This window comes from Mitsuokella apri (genome assembly GCF_047974105.1).
Classification (GTDB): Bacteria; Bacillota; Negativicutes; order Selenomonadales; family Selenomonadaceae; genus Mitsuokella.
Genome location: NZ_JBHYRS010000002.1, coordinates 232,938 through 251,859 on the forward strand (window position 1 = coordinate 232,938; position 18,922 = coordinate 251,859).

Consider the following 18,922-nt stretch of genomic DNA (forward strand, 5'->3'; position numbering starts at 1 on the left):
ATCTCGGATTTTCTCAAAATTCACTTCAGGCCTTCGTAAGCCAATACAAATCCATTTTACGTATTTTACGTTATGAGTGCCTTCATTATACCATAGAACACACATATCCTATAAGACTTCCATCACAAAAGGCTGTCCGCTGATGGAAGATTCATCCTCCCTGTCAGCAGACAGCCTACCTGTTTTGCAGTTTGATTTTATTTTTTCAACGTCTCGTGGTCGATTTCCGTACCATCGGGCAGATAGCAGGCAATCTCAGCTATGCTATTTTTGACGGCCAGCGTCAGGTAATTGTCCGTCTCCGGCTGCGGCGCGACGACTTTATCGAGAGCATGGTCGACCCAGAGCCCCGGATAGCGCACATTGCCGGCAACGCCCGTCAGGATGTAGAGAGGGCCACTCTCGTCGCGCTGGAAATTTTTGATATGCCCGCGGTTGCGGTACGTATGCAGGTGCGCGGAAAACACGATGTCAATGCCCGCTTCATCGAAAAGCGGCATCCACGCACGGCCCTCGTCGGAAAAGCCCTCCTGACGTTCCGGACGATTCGCAATGCGGTACTGCAGCGGGTCCTTGTGCATCAGCACGATTTTCCACTTCTTATCAGTCTTTTTGACATCTTCGCGGAACCATGCCTGCTGCGTCTCGAGAAGCCCCTGATGGAAGTCCGCAGCCTCGTCCGTCTGCGTGTCGAGCACGATGAAATGGGCCTCGCCGTAGTCAAACGAATAATAGCGGCGCGCAAATTCCTCGCTGCCATTTTGAGGCAGGGCAAATTCTTTGAGGTAAGCCACAGGCTCGCGGACTTTCCAGTCCTCGTTGTACGTCTCGTGGTTGCCCATGAGCGGCGCGACCGGAATGCGGTCAATGATGCCCGCGACGGCGTCAAACCACGCATCCCACTGGCGATGGTCCTCGCCGTTGTCGACAAGGTCGCCCATGTTGATGAAGAAATCCGCATCTTCATTGCGCTTTGCGGCGTTCTGTGCAAGGTTTTTCCAGTCCGAATAGTCATTTGACTGCGAATCGGGGAAAATCAGCGCGGAAAAATCCCCGCCGTCATCCGTCTGCAGGCTGTGCCAGTCGTCGGCCTCGCCATCGGCCTTGATGCGGTATTCGTATTTCTGACCGGCTTCAAGCCCGCAGAGGCCCGCCGTATAAAGCTCGACCGTCACGCCGTCATCGGTAAAAGTCTCCTGTTTTGCCTTGACAGACGAGACCTTTTCCCCGCCCTGCAGGCGGTATTCGACGGCCGGCTCACGCATGGCCGAGTCCGACTGCCACATGATCGTGCGCGCGTGCTCATTGTCCGCCGCGATGACCTGCCGCACATAGTCGATGGGCAGCTTGCCCTGTGCCGCACCCATGGCACGGCCTGCCAGACGGTTTGCAAGTTCGTTGCGCGAAAGCGCCCAGCCGCCGCCCGCCAGTACAATGGCCCCTGCGCAGATGGCGAGGAACTTCCGGCGCGACATTCTCGGCCCGCTTTTGCCTTTCTTTTCCTGCGTATCTTTATCCTGCTTCATAATCAATTCCCTTTCATGCAATAACTTGCGATCTTATTCCGATTCAACGGGCAGCACCGCAATTCTTATCATGCATCCTGCAGCACTGCCGCCCTTCTTTTCTTATCCTATTATATGGAAAGAAACTTCATATTGCCTGAAAATCCCTTCCTCATGCTTTCATTATACGCAGGAATCCCTTTTATGTGAAATGCCTATTGCACAGAGTGCATGATGCAGGATAAGCATAGTATGCACTCTGTTTCATCTTAGTTATTGACATATGTCGTAAATGAACTATAATAAAAGTAATAAATGACATATGTCAATAAAAATACTGCTAAAACCCCAAGAAAAAGGAAAGGAAGGATACGATGGCAAGACCCTGCAAGAAGCGCCGCATCTGCCAAAGGCCGCAGTTCCGTGCGTTTGGCCCCGAGCCGCCGACGGGCAGGCCGCCCGTCACATTGACGCTTGAGGAATACGAATGCCTGCGCCTGCTCGACTACGAAGGGCTGACACAGGAAGAATGCGCCGCGCAGATGCTCGTGGCCCGCACAACCGTACAGGCCCTCTACGCCTCGGCGCGCAAACGCCTGACCGCGGCCCTCGTCGAAGGGCGGCCCCTGCATTTCGCGGGCGGCAGCTACGCTTTCTGCCGGGAAATGCCCGACCTGTCCTGCCCCTTCCGCCAAAGCACAGCCTCCTGCCCTCATCATCTGCCCGATGATGCCAAGGGCCCTGCACAGGCTGCTTATCAAAGTATCCCGTATCAGAAAGGAGTCTTTCCCATGAAACTCGCCATCACCTACGACGAAAACACGCAGAATATCTTCCAGCACTTCGGCAAGACACAGGCCTTCAAAGTCTACACGATTGCCGATGAAGTCGGCCATAAAAAAATCATCTCTTCGGAGATTCTGCCCGCGGGCGAAGCCGGTCACAGCGCCCTCGCGACCCTGCTGCAGCAAAACGGCGTCGACACCCTGATCTGCGGCGGCATCGGCGCCGGCGCCCAGTCGGCCCTCAGCAGTGCCGGCATCACCCTCTACGGCGGCGCCTCGGGAAATGCCGACAAAGCCGCAGAAGACTTCCTCAAAGGCACCCTCAACTACGACCCCGCCGTCCACTGCAGCCACCACGAACATCATGAACATGGTCAGCACGGACACGGCTGCGGCCAGCATAATGGACAAGGTCAGCACGGACATGGCTGCGGCCAGCACAAATAACCAGCTCGCGCTGCTTTTTGGTCAGCTGCGCAAAAAACGAATAAAAACATAAAAAGAAAAGACACCCCTTCCTGCGCCATAATTTGGCTGAGAAGGAGTGTCTTTTTTACTTGTTCTAATTTTACTTGCGTGCAGCCACCAGCCGCGCCGTGCCAAAAAGCAGCAGGCCAATAACCGAGGTCCCGCAGACAACGAAGGCCATGCCGAGCATTTGGAAAGAACCTGTTATCTCCGCGTGCCAGAGCTGAAAACCGACATTGACCATCGAGGCCATGGCGAAAGAGAACGCCCAAAGCGACATCGAGAGACCAATGCGCAAAATCCACGTGATGAGCCGCAGCAGGAAAAAGAGATTGAGCAGACCGTAGCCGATGAGCCCTAAGACGACGGCATCGATTTGCCCGCCATTGCACGACAGATAAGCCGAACTGCCGACAAAAGCCGGTGCAAGCTGGATGCCCATAAGCGGCCGTTCCTTTGGCTGCATGGGCTCTGCCGTGCGCAGGCGAAAGAGGAACGCCGCTTCAAGACTCATCCAAGAGAGAAAACCCGCGCCAAAGAAGAGATAGCCCCATTCATTTTCGCCAAAAGCACCGAGCGCAATGGCCGAAGCAAAATTCGCGCCGACCGTCGGCATGTACATCGCCGGTGTCTCCATCGCAAGCGGCGTATTGCCGCGCCATTGGCTGCCGATATGATACGAGCTGAAGCCAAGCTGCCCCACAACGCCAATGACCAGCATGATTTTTGAAAAATCCGGCAGATACGGTGACAAAGCGACGCTTGCAAGCCCCGTCGTAATCGGCACAAGCGTAAAGAACGGATTCTCCAGCTGCAGAGAAAACTCCCGACCTGCCCCGTGCGGACTTCTCAGAATCTGCCCGGCATAATGCGCAAGCAAGAAGAGCCAGAGCACAAACGTGAACGCAAGAATTCCCTCGCCGATTTCCCGAGGCAGCCCCAAAATCAGCCCCGCCCGGCGCCAGGCAATGCCAAGGGCAAAAAGGCCGAGCGTCATGCTGATCGAACTCACCGCCGCATAAGGCCTTGGCTCCTGTTCCTCATCATCCAGTCCCTTCAGCCCATTATTTTGAGGTTCCCGAAGGGACTTCATCTGTTTTGCCATAAAGATACACACTTTCCAAAATCCCAAAACCTACCAATGAACTATATTATAACATACTGGGAGGACAAACAACAAAAGAAAACAGGCCATCGTTTCATCCCCTGCACAGGTTAAGAGATGAAACCATGACCTGTCCTTCATACCCATATATGCTCCATTGACGTAAATCAGGCTTCTTTCAGCTCCGGCAATGCACTCTCCTCAAGATTTTCGCTGCCCGCGCTGCTTTCCGTATTTTCCTCATGTTCTTCATAAGAACCCGGCGCCGTGCCGTTCAGAATGTCCTCGCGGAAACAGCAGAATGTATGCCAGAGCAGCATGACATGGCGGCCGCATATTGTCCGGCGCCCGTCGTAATAGACCACAATCGTCATGCCATGTTTATGTGCCCTGAGGACCTCCCCCACATCCGGACTTTGCTGCGTCCATTCATGGAAATCATCCGTAAGCCACGCAGCAAAGGCGGGAATATCCCGCAGACGGACGAGATTATACCACTTGCCGCGCGCCGCATCCTGCATCATCCTGCGCTGTGATTTCAGGCTGATGTCCTTGAAGCAGTGACAATGCATCGCTGGAAATGCGTTTTTCATTGAGGAGGCCCCCTCTAAAATAACCCTATTTACTTTCTACACTTTACATTATAGAGGATTTCAGACTCCAAAACATTATCAGCATGTTAACACCTTGTAAACACCATCAGACCTCCCCCGGCTCCATGATGCCGAGCTTGCGCTTCCAATAACGCGAATAAATCGCTCCGAGCGGATTATGCGCGAGCAGCCGGTCCTTCACCACGAGCGTCGTCACCGGCCCTTCGCAGCTCTTGTTGAAAAGGGCATCGTGCCCGACGCAGAGCCCGCACGAAATATACAGCTCCGTGCCCTTCTCCGCGAGGAACTTCGCCTGCATCTTCGGATTGCACATCGCCTCATGCGAAAGCTCCGGCTTCACCTGCTTGAGTCCGAGTTCCTTCTTTGCCACACTGCAGTTCTTGCAGCAGACACTGTAAAACGTGAACCCCTGCTGCTGATAAAACCGCGCGATATAACGCGCCTCTTCATTGAGCCCAATACAAAACGCCATGCCGAGCTTTTTATACCTCATCGCCTTCGCAAACTCCGCCGTCTCCTGCAGCCGCGTGATATTGCTGTAAAACGTCCCCTCGACATAAGCCGCGGCCTTCATGATCCTGCGCTCTTCTTCCGTATACTCCGTCAGCACCTCATCGGCAGGCACCCCCGTACAGTTCACGCCCTTCGTATAGCAGACATGCGTAGGGCAATTCGCGCAATCGCACTTCATCGCAATCTCTCCTTCTTCAATCTACTTTATATTATTATCGTATCATGACAATGACTGGAGAGCAAGGGCAGTAAGCTGACATAGGCTGACTGTAAGTGAAGCTTTGGTTGTTGGCGTGAAGAATTTATTTTTTGTCCGCCAGAACCCTTGCAAAAGAGCGTCCGTCCAAACGAAGTGCGTTTAGCTCTTTTGTAAGGATGCCATAAAAGACAAAAAATAAATTTAGTCAACAACCACGCGTAACGTCAGACAGCCTGTGTCAGCGCCTTTTTCATCGAACTAGTCCCGCGTACTAAAAAAAGAAGCAGCCAGTTTCCACTGACTGCTCCTTACATCCTTCGAAAGAGACTCAATTATATCATTTTTTTCCAGTCGAACCGCGCTTCGTCATCGGGATTCCCTGCTTGCAGAGCGGGCAGTCCTCCGGCTTGTACGTCTCAACATTGAGATGTAAGAGCGCCGTGCACGGCACATCGCCGAAATTGACCTTGCCGCCGCTGCGGTCCACGAGCATGCTCACGGCCACCGGCACGCCGCCATTGGCCTTGACGACATCGATGACTTCCTTAATGGAGCCGCCCGTCGTCACGATATCCTCGACAATCAGGCAACGCTCACCCGGATGCAGGTGGAAGCCGCGGCGGAACGTCATCTTGCCATTCACGCGCTCCGTGAAGATTGCGCGCGTGCCAAGAGCCTTGCCCGTCTCATGTGCGAGCAGGATGCCGCCCGTCATCGGACCGACAACCGTCTCGATATTCGCGTCCTTAAATTTTTCCGCCATCGCCTCGCAGAGCTGCTGCGTGTATTTCGGATGCTGTAGCACATTGAACTTCTCCACATAATGCGGGCTGTGCAGGCCCGACGTCAGCAGAAAATGGCCGTTCATGATGGCATTCGTCTTAATGAGGAGCTCTTTTACTTCTTCTTCCGTCATACCCATTATTTCACCGTCTCCATTTCTTTCAAGATTGCTTCGGCCGCGGCCTTCGGGTCCTCGGCGGCGCGGATCGGCCGGCCGATGACGAGGTGGCTCGCGCCGTTTTTGAGGGCTGCACTCGGCGTTGCAATGCGGCTCTGGTCGTTCACGGCCGAGCCTGCCGGACGCACGCCCGGCGTGACAATCAGAAAATCCTTGCCGCAGGCCTCGCGAATCAGCGCGGCCTCCTGCGGCGAAGCGACGACGCCGTCAAGCCCTGCGGACTTGGCGAGCTTCGCCAGCCGCACAACCGCGTCCTTAATCGGCAGCGTCTGCCCAACGCCGTCCCAATCCTCCTGATTGATGCTCGTGAGCACCGTGATCGCGATGAGCTTCGGACACGGAATGCCCTGTTTTTCAGCCTCCGCATGCAGGCGGTCGGCTGCCGTCTTCATCATCGTATAGCCGCCGCTCGCGTGCACATTGAGGATATCCGCGCCGAGATTCATCAGCGAGCAAAGGCCGCCCGCCACGGTATTCGGGATATCGTGGAGCTTGAGGTCTAAAAAGACATGCTTGCCCTCTTCGCGCAGATAGCGGACCACTTCGCCGCCGACGCTGTAGAAAAGCTCCATGCCGACCTTATAATACGAGACATTTTCACCAAGCGTTTCCACTAAGGCTTTGACATCTTCCATCGTGTGGAAATCAAGCGCCACAATTAAGCGGTCATCCGCTTTCATCGTCATTCTGCCTTCGCTCCTTCCCCTGAACCTGTCTTATTAAATCCGAGGAATCCCGGATTGGCTTTGCCGACAATTTCTTCGATGCTTGTAAAGCCCTGTTTCTTAAGATATTCCGTCAGCCCATCGCAGATTTTCATCGTGATTTCGGGGTCCGTGAAGTTCGCCGTGCCGACGGCGACGGCACTCGCACCGGCGAGGAAGAACTCGACGGCGTCCTCGGCACTCGCGATGCCGCCCATGCCGATAATCGGGATATGGACGGCCTGTGCGACCTGCCAGACCATGCGGACGGCGACCGGCTTCACGCACGGGCCCGAAAGCCCGCCCGTGATATTGCCGAGCACCGGACGATAGTGGTGAATGTCGATTTCCATGCCCAAAAGTGTATTAATGAGGGAAATCGCATCGGCACCGGCCTCTTCGACGGCTTTGGCCATCGCGACGATATCCGTCACATTCGGCGAAAGCTTGAGAATTACAGGCTTTTTCGTATGAGCCTTGGCCTCGCGCACGACGGCGGCCGCAGCCTGCGGGTCCGTGCCGAAGACGATGCCGCCTTCCTTGACATTTGGACACGAGACATTGAGCTCAATTGCGGCCACGCCGTCGACATCGAGGAGTCCGGCAAGCTCGCCGTATTCCTCGGCCGTGCTGCCCGAGATATTGACGATAACATTCATGCCGTACTGCTGAATGCGCGGCAAAGTCTCCTTCAGGAAGACCTCGACGCCCGGATTTTCAAGGCCGATGCAGTTCAGCATGCCCTTTGGCGTTTCCGTGATGCGCACGCCGTCGTTGCCGCGGCGCGGCTTCAGGGTCGTGCCCTTGACCATGACACCGCCGAGGCGGGCGAGGTCGACAAAGTCGGCAAATTCCTCGCCGAAGCCGAACGTGCCCGAGGCCGTCAGCACCGGCGTATTCATTTCGAGGCCGAGCAGGTTCGTATGGAGCATCTCATCTTCTTGATAAAGCTGTCTCATGCGAACACCTCCTCTGCGGGGAACACAGGGCCGTCTTTGCAGACTTTTTTGCGCTGGCCGTCCGTCGTGTCAATCGAGCACGACAGGCAGGCGCCGAGGCCGCAGGCCATGCGTTTTTCAAGCGATACTTCGCACGGCAGGCCGTGTTCTTTGGCAATTTTTGCCACGCCGCGCATCATGATTTCCGGACCGCACGTCACGACGACATCGTAGTCCCCTGTTTCGAGGATTTCCGGCAGGGCCGTGGTCGTGAAGCCCTTCGTGCCCATAGAGCCGTCATCCGTCGTCAGGAACATCTGCTGCGTGAGGTCGTCAAACAGCTTCGTCCAGAAGAGTTCATCGGCGGTCTTGCCACCCATGAGCACATCGGCTCTGCCCTTCATCGCGTCTGCATAGTAGAGCAGCGGCGAAAGGCCCATGCCGCCGCCGACAATCAGCGGCCGCTGGTACTTCATGGCAAAGCCGTGGCCCAGAGGTCCGAGGACATTGACCATTTCGCCGGGCATCAGGGCCGAGAGGGCCTTCGTGCCGCGTCCGACGACGCGGTAGATGAAGGCCACACTGCCCTTGCGCGGGTCGACCGCGGCCACGCCGACAGGACGGCGCAGCGTGAAGTCCCCCGACAGGATGCGCAGCTGGACAAACTGGCCGGCCTTGGCCTGACGCGCGATTTCCGGCGCCTCGACGACGAGGAAGAAAACATGCGAGGCAAGTTCCTGCTGAGCAAGGACTTTTGCGTCTCGTACAATCTTAGGCAAGGTCATCACCACCACCTACATAGTCCTGAATGGCCAGCGAGTAGACAAGACGGCGTTCGCGCATGAACGAGAGCACGCGCAGGACTTCCCAAGCCGTATCGAGGGACGTCAGGCAGGCGATGCCATGCTCGACCGTCGCGCGGCGAATCTTGAAACCATCCTTGGCGGAGTGTTTGCCCTGCGTCAGCGTGTTGATGACCATGTTGATCTTGCCGTTCTTGATCATCTGGATGATATCCGTGCTGCGTTCGTGGACTTTGCCGACAACTTCGGCGTCAATGCCCATCGACTGGATGGCCTTAGCCGTGCCTTCCGTCGCGGCGATTTCAAAGCCGAGCTCCGCAAAAGCCTTGGCGAGCTGTTTCATCTCTTCCTTATCCTTATCGGCAACCGTGAAGAGGATGCAGCCCTTCGTCGGGACATGGATGCCCGAGCCGATGATGGCCTTGTAGAGGGCACGTGCATAGTGATAGTCAATGCCCATGACCTCGCCCGTGGACTTCATCTCAGGTCCGAGCGCGATATCGACATCCGTCATTTTCGCGAACGAGAAGACCGGAGCCTTGACGGCGACATACGGTTTCGGCGGTACGAGGCCGGACTTGTAGCCGAGTTCCTTCAGCGTATGGCCCATGGCAATGCGCGTCGCGATGCCGACCATGTCGACATTCGTGACTTTCGAGAGGAACGGCACCGTACGCGACGAACGCGGGTTGACCTCGATGATGTAGACCTCGCCGTCGACGACAACGAACTGGATGTTCAGGAGGCCCTTGACATGCAGCGAAAGCGCGAGGCGTTTCGTGTAGTCGATAATCGTGTAAATGACTTTCGAAGACAGTGTCTGCGGCGGATAAACGGCAATCGAGTCGCCCGAATGGACACCGGCGCGCTCGACGTGTTCCATGATGCCCGGGATGACGACATCGACACCATCGGAAATGCCATCGACTTCGACTTCCGTGCCCTGCATGTAGCGGTCGACGAGAACCGGATGGTCCGGCGTGACCTTGACGGCACGGCTCATGTAGTCGCGCAGCTCATCTTCGTTGTAGACAATTTCCATCGCGCGGCCGCCGAGGACGTACGACGGGCGGACCATGACCGGATAGCCGATTTTCGCGGCACCCGTGACAGCTTCGTCGAGGTTCGTGACGCTGATGCCCTGCGGACGCGGAATATGCGTCTGCGTGAGGACTTCATCAAAGCGCTCGCGGTCCTCAGCGCGGTCGATGTCGTCAACGGAAGTACCGAAGACTTTGACGCCGGCCTTCTGCAGCGAAGCAGCGAGGTTGATGGCCGTCTGGCCGCCAAACTGGACGATGACGCCTTCCGGCTTCTCTTTGTCGATGATGTTGAGAACATCTTCGGCCGTCAGCGGCTCGAAGTAAAGTCGGTCGGAAATATCGAAGTCGGTCGAGACCGTCTCCGGGTTGTTGTTGATGATGATGGCTTCGATGCCCATCTCGCGCAGCGCCCAGACGGAATGAACCGAGCAGTAGTCGAACTCGACGCCCTGACCGATGCGGATGGGGCCGGAGCCGAGGACGATGACCTTGCGGGCATCTGTGACCTCGACTTCATCTTCCTGTGCCTGGAACGTCGAGTAGTAGTACGGCGTAGCGGCTTCGAACTCCGCAGCGCACGTATCGACCATCTTGTACTTTGGCAGGATGTGCATCGTCTTGCGCGTTGTGCGGACTTCGTCCATCGTCTTGCCCGTGATTTCCGCAATCGAGCGGTCGGCAAGGCCGATGTTCTTGGCTTCAAGCATCAGGCTCGGCGTCAGGGCCTCGCTCTTGAGCTTGTTTTCAAGGTCGGTGATGTTCTTGATTTTGTAGAGGAACCACTTGTCAATCTTCGTGATGTCGTGGATTTCGTCAATCGTGGCCACGCCGCGGCGCAGGGCTTCGGCGATGACAAAGATGCGTTCATCGTTGATGCGGGCAAGATTCTTCTTGACGCGGGCATCGTCCCATTCGTCCATCTTGTCCATGTGCAGGCGGTGTACGCCGATTTCCAGGGAACGGACAGCTTTGAGGAGAGCGCCTTCAAAGTGGCGGTCGATGCTCATGACCTCGCCCGTGGCCTTCATCTGCGTGCCGAGCGTATGGTCAGCGTAGACGAATTTATCAAACGGCCAGCGCGGGAATTTGACGACGCAGTAGTCGAGGGCCGGCTCGAAGCAGGCTTTCGTCTTCTGCGTGACAGCATTCGTGATTTCATCGAGCGTGTAGCCGATGGCGATTTTTGCGGAGACTTTCGCGATAGGATAGCCCGTAGCCTTCGAAGCGAGGGCCGACGAACGGCTGACACGCGGGTTGACTTCGATGACGTAGTAGCGGTTGCTGTTCGGGTCGAGGGCATACTGCGCGTTGCAGCCGCCTTCGATGCCGAGCTCGCGGATAATGCGAAGCGATGCACTGCGGAGCATCTGGTATTCATGGTCCGTCAGCGTCTGCGACGGCGCAACGACGATGGAATCGCCCGTATGGACGCCGACCGGGTCGAAGTTTTCCATGTTGCAGACGGTGATGCAGTTGTCATGGCCATCGCGCATGACTTCGTACTCGATTTCCTTCCAGCCGGCAACGCTGCGCTCGATGAGGACCTGGCCAATCATCGAGTACGTCAGGCCTTTGATGACGATTTCGACGAGTTCTTCCTCGTTGTCCGCAATACCGCCGCCGGTGCCGCCCATCGTGTAGGCCGGACGGACGATGACCGGATAGCCGATTTCATTGGCAAAAGCCACAGCCGACGGGACATCTTCGACAATCGTGCTTTCCGGGATTGGCTCGCCGAGCTTCTGCATCGTCTCTTTGAAGAGCTCGCGGTCCTCGGCTCTTTCGATGGCCTTGAGCGGCGTGCCGAGGAGTTCGACGTTGTATTTTTCAAGAACGCCCTTTTCCGAGAGCTGTACGGCGAGGTTCAGGCCGGCCTGACCGCCGAGGGTGGCGAGTAAGCCGTCCGGACGTTCCTTCGAGATGATTTCTTCGAGGAATTCGACCGTCAGCGGCTCGATGTAGACGCGGTCAGCGATATGCGTATCCGTCATGATCGTCGCCGGGTTCGAGTTGACGAGCACGACCTCGAGGCCTTCTTCCTTGAGGGCGCGGCAGGCCTGCGAGCCTGCGTAGTCAAATTCAGCGGCCTGACCGATGATGATGGGGCCAGAGCCGATGACCATTACTTTCTTGAGATTCGCTTTCTTTGGCACGAGTCATTCCCCTTTCTTCAGCATTGCCCAGAACTCGTCGAACAGATACATGTTATCGTTCGGTCCCGGCGCTGCTTCTGGATGATACTGCACGGAGAAAATCGGCAGCTCCTTGTGGCGCATGCCTTCAACCGTACCATCGTTGACATTGATATGCGTGACTTCCAGCGGCAGTCCCTTGAGGGATTTTTCGTCAACCGCGAAGCCGTGGTTCTGCGAGGAGATGTAGACATTGCCCGTGCGCAGGTCCTTGACCGGCTGGTTCGTGCCGCGATGGCCGAACTTGAGCTTGTACGTCTTGGCGCCCATGGCAAGGGCCAGGAGCTGATGGCCCAGGCAGATGCCGAAAATCGGCTTCTTGCCGATGAGCTTCTTGACCTCAGCGACGATTTCCGGTACATCGGCCGGGTCGCCAGGGCCGTTCGACAGGAACACGCCGTCCGGATTCATCGCGAGGACTTCTTCGGCCGTCGTATGAGCCGGTACGACCGTGACTTTAAAGCCGAGGTCATGCATCGACTTGATGATGTTCTGCTTGACGCCAAAATCCATGGCCACGACGAACGGAGCCTTCGACGGGTCATCAAGCGTGCTTTCGAGCGTGTACGTCTCCGGCGTCGTGACTTCCATGACAACGTCTTTCTTGATGGGGACGGCAAAGAGCTCGTCGATTTCCGTCTGGGCAGCGTCCTCGGGGACAATGATGCCCTTCATCGTGCCGGCGTTGCGGATTTTGCGCGTGACGGCACGCGTATCGACGTTGTAAAGGCACGGTACGCCCTGCTTCGTCAGGAAATCTGCGAGGCTCGTCTCATAGTGCCAGTTGCTGCCGTGGTCGCAGAGCTCGCCGATGACAAAGCCATTGACAAACGACTTGCGCGACTGCATGAAGATATCCGCGATGCCGTAGTTGCCGACCATCGGATACGTCAGCGTCAGAATCTGGCGGCAGTACGACGGGTCTGTCAGGCTTTCCTGATAGCCGACCATGCTCGTATTGAAGACAACCTCACCCGTTGCCTTGATATTATTCAAAAGTTCCCCGTGGAAGACGCTGCCGTCTTCGAGGATCAATTTTCCTTTCACTCAAAACACCTCACTAATCAGAGAACCTTGCCGTCCTTCATGACGACCTTGCCATCGACGATTGTCAGGACCGGCTTGCCCGTGAGCTCGCGGCCGACGAACGGCGAATGGCTGCCGCGCGTATAGAATTTCTTGGCATCGACCGTCCACGTGAGGTTCGGGTCAATGACCGTGACATCGGCATTGGCGCCGACATTCAGCGTGCCGGCATCGAGCTTGAACGCTTTGGCCGGGCCCCACGTCATTTTTTCAATGATGGTCGGGATATCGACCTTGCCTGTCTTGCAGAGGTCCGTAAAGAGGACACCAATGGACGTCTCAAGTCCCGGGAAACCGCTCGGAGCGTACATGTACTCGCGGTCTTTCTCTTCCTGTGCATGCGGCGAATGGTCCGTGACGATGGCATCAATCGTGCCGTCCTTGAGGCCTTCGACCATGGCATCGACATCTTTCTGCGTGCGCAGAGGCGGATTCGTCTTCGTCGAGCTGTCGTAGAGGTTGACGCATTCATCCGTCATCGTCAGATGATGCGGCGTGACTTCCGTCGTCACGCGGATGCCGTGGGCTTTCGCCTCGCGCACGAGCTGCACGGAACGGCCCGAGCTGATGTGGGCAACGTGTACGCGTGCACCGGCGTATTCGGCCAGCAGAATGTCGCGGGCCACGGCGATGTCCTCGGCGACCGTCGGACGGCCCTTCATGCCGAGCATTGCGCTGCGGTGGCCTTCGTTCATGACGCCTTCTTCGACGAGCGAAGGTTCTTCCTCGTGGTTGATGATGACTTTATCAAACGTGTGGAGATAATCATAAGCATTCAGAAGGACTTTTGCCGTCGGGTCGAAATGGCCGTCATCGGAGAATGCAACAGCACCGGCTTCGACCATGTCGCCGAGTTCAGCGAGCTCCTGCCCTTTCTGGCCTTTCGTCACCGCACCGATGATGCGGATATGGACCTTGGCAACGTCCTCGGCGCGTTTTTCGAGGCTGCGCACCATGGCTGCCGTATCGACGACCGGTTTCGTGTTCGGCATCGTCGCGACCGTCGTGTAGCCGCCGGCTGCTGCTGCCTTGGAGCCCGACTCAAAGTCTTCCTTGGCTTCCTGACCCGGCTCACGGAAATGCACGTGCATGTCGATGAGGCCCGGCGTGACAATCTTGCCCGTGGCATCGTAGACTTCCGCACCTTCCGCTGCGAGGTCCTTGCCGATGGCCTTGATTTTGCCATCTTCGATGAGGACATCAGCAATATCATCAAAATGCTCTGCCGGATTGATGACCCGGCCGTTTTTCAGGATCATTTTCATTCTTGTTTTCCTCCCGTCAGAACCAAGGTAAAGAGTGCCATGCGGACGGCTACGCCGTTCTGTACTTCTTCCTGAATGGCGGAATTGTCACCGTATGCGACGAACGGCGAAATTTCCCAACCTTTATTCATCGGGCCCGGATGCAGGACGAGCACATCGTCTTTCGCGAGTGCGAGGCGTTCGTTGTTGAGGCCGAAGATGCGGGCGTACTCACGCGTCGTCGGGAACAGGCCGCCCTTCATGCGCTCGAGCTGGATGCGCAGGACTTCGATGACATCGGCGTCCTTGATGGCATCTTCAATGCGCTCGTGCACGACGACGCCCGGCTCCTCGTAGAGGAAACGCGGCAGCAGCGTCTTCGGGCCGGCAATATGCACTTCCATGCCCATCTTGCGCATGCCGTAGATATCCGAACGGGCCACGCGGCTGTGCAGCACATCGCCGAGAATCGCAACCTTCAGGCCTTCGAGATGGCCTTTGTGCTGCTCAATCGTGAAGAGGTTCAAAAGGCCCTGCGACGGATGTGCATGGGCGCCATCGCCGGCGTTGATGATGACCGGGCTCACGACGCGCGAAGCGTACTCGGCTGCGCCTTCTGCCTTGTGGCGCATGACGATGGCATCGACGCCCATGGCCTCAATCGTGTAGAGCGTATCGCGCAGGCTCTCGCCTTTGACGATGCTCGAAGAGCCCGACGTGATGTTGACGACATCGGCGCCGAGGTACTTGCCGGCGAGCTCGAAGGACGTACGCGTACGCGTGCTCGGCTCGTAGAACAGCGTAACAATGGACTTGCCGCGCAGTGTCGGAACTTTCTTGATGTCGCGATGAATGATGTTCTTCATTTCCTTGGCCGTCTCAAGTACGAGACGGATTTCCTCAGCCGAAAAATCAGCGAGTCCGAGGACGTTCTTGCCCCGTAAGGATACATTTGTTTTCCCCAAGTCAATCACTCCTTAATACTTTGAAAAATCCGGTTAACATGGTCCATTGTCTTTTCAGCCTGAAAATTAGAAAAGGAGCTCCCCTATGCGTATGCATAAGAAAGCTCCTGGCTTTACGTAAGCTTATGACGTTACTTTATCTGGCTCCCTTTATGCGTATCGCAGTACGCATCTTAAAAAGGCAATGATTCTCTTGTTTGACTGTAGTCATTATATCGTATCTTCGCCATAAACGCAAGGCACACGCGCGTTTTTTATTCTGTCATAACTTTTTTTCATGAGGTTCGTGCATTTCCTGTATTTCTCCATATATAATAGGAAGGAAACCGCCGCGAATGCTAATATAATCTCATGGATTTTTCCTCTTTTGTCCCTCTGACAGCAGCTCTTTCTTCTGCCCTTTCAACAAGGTTTTGGCCCCTGCCTTCTTGTGGGCAAGCTCTGGCATAGCTGTGCTTTGATAGTCTGGAAGCAGGGATGCAGCCTTCTTTTTTAGATACTCTTCTGCAATAGTCTGCGTAATCCTGCCAGTTTGTTCAATGATTTTATCTTTTGTCTCCAAAAAATTCTTAGTCACTAGCTCCTGACGTTCCTGTATTTTCTGCAGCTGCGTCATGATGAACTGATTTTGGCGTTCGCGGTCATCCTTGATCTGTGAAGCAAAGATCTCGTATTCTGGTGAATCCTTCTCGTACTGCTGCAGCAAGTGTAAGAGCTGCGGCAGTTTTTTCGTCGTATATTCATCCCCCTTCGCCTGAATCCGATTACCTACTTCTTCATAAAAGGCTTCAATTTCGTGAATCATCGGCAGAGAGCCCTCTTCGATGATAACGATGCGGTTCTTAGCGACTTCCAGCATTTTCTCCTGCAATACGGCAAGCTGCTCCGCAAAGGCTTTCATATTCTTTGTACGCGCCTCGTCGATTGCGATCTGCGTCATGGCCTGTGCTCTCAGGAGTTCCAGCTGGGCATCGCGCATCAGTTCTACGCGCTCCCGTTCTTTATCGGCCATCTCCAGTTTCAGATTCCGCTCAATCTCCGCCACACGAACCTTATCTGGTTCATAATTGTAATTGCTGGTCGAACGGTTACCGCCCGAAGAAGAATTGCCGCTAAAAACACCTTTGATACTATCCCAAATACTGCCCAATACACTCATAAGATTTCCTCCCAAGACGTCTTCCACCTGCCGACTGCGATATCTGCCCAATGTGCAGACATTTGCAAAATGTTCGCAGTTGTTGAATACCAAATGGTAACCAGCATCCCCCAAACAGGCACGTGCATAGTTGACGATTCCCTCCACCGGATAAAGGTCAGAAAGTTCGTCTTCATTGTATACTTTGATTTCCACTGTACCGCCATCCAGGAATCTGGCCAAATCCGTACGAATAACATGAGCTTTCGACCAGTCCAAAACGCTGTCATCATCGTCGCCGGTAAAGTGGATGACTTCATCATCCGTTACATAAATGCCGTGATGATAGTAAAGTCCGTTAAGACGCGAGACGCGGATGTGGTCGCCGCGCTGCGGCTTTTGACTGACCCATACTTCCGGTGCTTCAATTGTCAGAAACTGTTCCGGCAGTGGCTGAGGGTCAGCCACAATAGGAATGCTCATTATGAATCCCTTCTCTTACTTCCGTCCTTCACTTTGTTTTGCAAATCTGTCCGCATGCGAAACAGTAAAGCATTGAAATCTTTATCGCGCTGCTGCAGGGCCTGACTATATGCCTGACTGTCAGCCAGATACGCTGTAAGATTCTGCCGTTTCAATGCAGTCAGCCGTTCCAAAGTTTCCCGGGAAACATCTGCCAGTTCTCCTTCCTGCAGGAAATCCTGAATATTGTCTATCTGTATCGTAAAAAACGGTTCGGCCCATTTCAGCAAAAACATGCGCTCTTCTGCATTTTGACGGGAGAAAATCATCTGCATCATCTGCTTTTGGAATTTTTCACTGATTTGATACAAAGCCAGCTCTGCTGCAATTTTATCCTGTAAGTCGCCGCCAGCTTGGAAAATATACTGCTGGTAGATTCCCTTGCGTTCATTTAAATAAAAATCATTGATGTCACTTTCGTAATCCCCCAAAAGGAATAAAATCTGCTCTGCTGCAGTATGGGTCTCTGAGGTATTTTCCAGCAAATGACCTTGCAGGGCAAACTCTACCAACGGCAGGAAACGCTGGCTGCTGGCAAAATAATTTTCCTGCCACTTCGCATACCACTGCCCATAGACATCGGCTTCTATCCCATCCTGCTGGCAAAGAGAAGCAAAATCGTCATGCATACTAGTCTTAAATAGCTTATAGTCATTCATTCTCGCGTTATATATGTCGATAATATTCGTCACAAAGCTGCGATGCTGCGTAAAGAAAGCAATCTTCTGCTGAACCTCTTTCATGATGCGCGCCATATTCTCTACTAAGAATACGAAACTCGCACGCTGCTCCTGTTCTAGTTCTGCCAATTCATGCATAGCATCTGAGCCGAAAGAAATTTCATTCAAACGCTGCTCCAAAGTCTGCGCCTGCTGACGAACGGCCAAGATCTGCGATTTGGCCGTGTCCATTCCCAGCTCCAGTCGGGAAGCCAATACTTGCTGCTGGTCAGCCAGCAATTGATTTTCCTGTTCCGTCAGATGTGGATGATCTGTATAGCGGCTGCTGAGCTGCAGGCCAATCTGGGCAAATGCTTCCATGGTCGCATGCTGTTCATTCTCATATTTCTGCAGGATACCAAGCATTTTTTCTGTGATAGAAAACACAGCCTGATAATACTGAATAACCGAGCTATTGATGGCTGAAATGTCATATCCCGAAAGTAAAGAGCGATAGTCAAAATTCGCTGTCAGCCCTATAGCTTGAGCACGCTGCTGGTTAAGTTCCAATTGCTGCAGCTGCTGCAAAAGCCGAGGTCTCTCAATATAGATTTGCTGATAAATGCGATTGGCTTCTTCATTCATACGGCCATCTTTATTTCGGAAAATCGGCACAAGTCCATTTTGGACGAATAAATTAAGTGTCATCTGGGCACGTTCATCTTCGGTATAAATCTGATTATTCTGAGAGACATTGGCAGCATACTCGTCATTGGTAAGCTGAGAATTGCAAACGATTAGAGTACCGCCTCCATTTTCCTTTGGATAGTTACAATCCGTCCATACGCTGGTAATTTTTCCATAGTTGTTGATGATGGTTGTATCCCATCCTGCAATTTGACGGCGGTCTCCCGTCCAAAAAGGTAATCCGCCTTCACGCGCTACATACTCAAATTCCGACATCGTAACGATATGCCAATCGGCATATCCGTCCAGGTTAAGGTTCTTGACAATGTCTTTTGCTTCTTCTAATGAATACGGTACATGACGATTGTTTATTTCTGCCTTAAAATACGAAAAATATTCCGGATTCTGCCATAGCAAACCGGTATTTTTATCCATCAGGATCCTCGGCTTGTTCTTAAAATAATACCAGCGCTGCGATTTAATAGCTTCCAGGATTTTGCGAGTGCCTGAACCCAGCGTATTGATTTTCTGTTCAATTGCATGCAGCGTTTCATCAATCGCTTTGATCTGAGCCTTCATGCTATTTTTCTGTGCGAGAAGCTGCTGCTGCTGAGTCCTTAGACTATTCATTTCTGCGGCATTGGCAGGATTTTCCAGCCCTTCCGCTTCAAACGTAATCTCATTCAGCCTCGCCATTATATTGTTATAGGAAAAAGCGTTCAACATATTTATCATCTCTGCTGCGCTTCCATTTCCGCCTGCGCTAAATTCAGTCATAAAGGACCACTCCC

Annotated in this window: 15 protein-coding genes; 1 reads left to right on the forward strand and 14 read right to left on the reverse strand. The window is 54.2% G+C overall.

The features are described 5' to 3' along the window. Window positions 1–197: 197 nt before the first annotated feature. Window positions 198–1,526, reverse strand: a complete 1,329-nt coding sequence (locus ACE419_RS04055) for a purple acid phosphatase family protein (RefSeq protein WP_435721095.1) — start codon at window positions 1,524–1,526, stop codon at window positions 198–200. 353 nt (window positions 1,527–1,879) lie between these two features. On the opposite strand from ACE419_RS04055, the gene ACE419_RS04060 reads away from it, so the two are divergent. After that, complete coding sequence (locus ACE419_RS04060; protein WP_435721096.1) at window positions 1,880–2,737, forward strand: DUF134 domain-containing protein; 858 nt, start codon at window positions 1,880–1,882, stop codon at window positions 2,735–2,737. A 121-nt stretch (window positions 2,738–2,858) separates the two neighbouring features. Here ACE419_RS04060 and ACE419_RS04065 read toward each other — a convergent pair whose 3' ends face one another. From ACE419_RS04065 to ACE419_RS04125, 13 genes are all read right to left on the reverse strand, one after another. Next, window positions 2,859–3,863, reverse strand: a complete 1,005-nt coding sequence (locus ACE419_RS04065) for an SLAC1 family transporter (RefSeq protein WP_435721097.1) — start codon at window positions 3,861–3,863, stop codon at window positions 2,859–2,861. 167 nt (window positions 3,864–4,030) lie between these two features. Beyond that, a complete protein-coding gene (locus tag ACE419_RS04070) occupies window positions 4,031–4,456 on the reverse strand; it encodes a hypothetical protein (protein WP_435721098.1) in 426 nt (141 codons plus the stop codon). Window positions 4,457–4,562: 106 nt separating this feature from the next. Beyond that, complete coding sequence (locus ACE419_RS04075) at window positions 4,563–5,168, reverse strand: DUF1847 domain-containing protein (RefSeq protein ID WP_435721099.1); 606 nt, start codon at window positions 5,166–5,168, stop codon at window positions 4,563–4,565. Between the two features lie 358 nt (window positions 5,169–5,526). Next, window positions 5,527–6,105 (reverse strand): orotate phosphoribosyltransferase, encoded by a 579-nt coding sequence (pyrE, locus tag ACE419_RS04080; RefSeq protein WP_435721248.1) that lies wholly within the window; start codon window positions 6,103–6,105, stop codon window positions 5,527–5,529. Between the two features lie 5 nt (window positions 6,106–6,110). Then, complete coding sequence (gene pyrF, locus ACE419_RS04085) at window positions 6,111–6,836, reverse strand: orotidine-5'-phosphate decarboxylase (RefSeq protein WP_435721100.1); 726 nt, start codon at window positions 6,834–6,836, stop codon at window positions 6,111–6,113. Further along, the gene (locus tag ACE419_RS04090; protein ID WP_435721101.1) at window positions 6,833–7,813 is read right to left on the reverse strand and encodes a dihydroorotate dehydrogenase; all 981 of its coding nucleotides are present in this window, start codon (window positions 7,811–7,813) and stop codon (window positions 6,833–6,835) included. Before ACE419_RS04090 ends, pyrF begins: the two co-directional genes overlap by 4 nt. Further along, window positions 7,810–8,577 carry a dihydroorotate dehydrogenase electron transfer subunit gene (locus ACE419_RS04095; RefSeq protein ID WP_435721102.1) on the reverse strand — a complete coding sequence of 256 codons (768 nt, stop codon included), beginning with the start codon at window positions 8,575–8,577 and terminating at the stop codon, window positions 7,810–7,812. The genes ACE419_RS04090 and ACE419_RS04095 overlap by 4 nt, the downstream gene beginning before the upstream one ends. After that, complete coding sequence (gene carB, locus ACE419_RS04100) at window positions 8,564–11,791, reverse strand: carbamoyl-phosphate synthase large subunit (protein ID WP_435721103.1); 3,228 nt, start codon at window positions 11,789–11,791, stop codon at window positions 8,564–8,566. Before carB ends, ACE419_RS04095 begins: the two co-directional genes overlap by 14 nt. A gap of 3 nt (window positions 11,792–11,794) precedes the next feature. Next, window positions 11,795–12,877, reverse strand: a complete 1,083-nt coding sequence (gene carA / locus ACE419_RS04105) for a glutamine-hydrolyzing carbamoyl-phosphate synthase small subunit (protein WP_435721104.1) — start codon at window positions 12,875–12,877, stop codon at window positions 11,795–11,797. Between the two features lie 17 nt (window positions 12,878–12,894). After that, window positions 12,895–14,181: a dihydroorotase gene (locus ACE419_RS04110; protein ID WP_435721105.1), complete on the reverse strand. Its 1,287-nt coding sequence runs from the start codon at window positions 14,179–14,181 to the stop codon at window positions 12,895–12,897. Then, window positions 14,178–15,125: an aspartate carbamoyltransferase catalytic subunit gene (locus ACE419_RS04115; RefSeq protein WP_435721106.1), complete on the reverse strand. Its 948-nt coding sequence runs from the start codon at window positions 15,123–15,125 to the stop codon at window positions 14,178–14,180. The genes ACE419_RS04110 and ACE419_RS04115 overlap by 4 nt, the downstream gene beginning before the upstream one ends. A 349-nt stretch (window positions 15,126–15,474) precedes the next feature. Further along, window positions 15,475–16,746: a lecithin retinol acyltransferase family protein gene (locus ACE419_RS04120; protein ID WP_435721107.1), complete on the reverse strand. Its 1,272-nt coding sequence runs from the start codon at window positions 16,744–16,746 to the stop codon at window positions 15,475–15,477. Further along, window positions 16,746–18,908, reverse strand: coding sequence for a hypothetical protein (locus tag ACE419_RS04125; protein WP_435721108.1), 2,163 nt, complete (start codon window positions 18,906–18,908; stop codon window positions 16,746–16,748). The genes ACE419_RS04120 and ACE419_RS04125 overlap by 1 nt, the downstream gene beginning before the upstream one ends. Window positions 18,909–18,922: the final 14 nt, after the last annotated feature.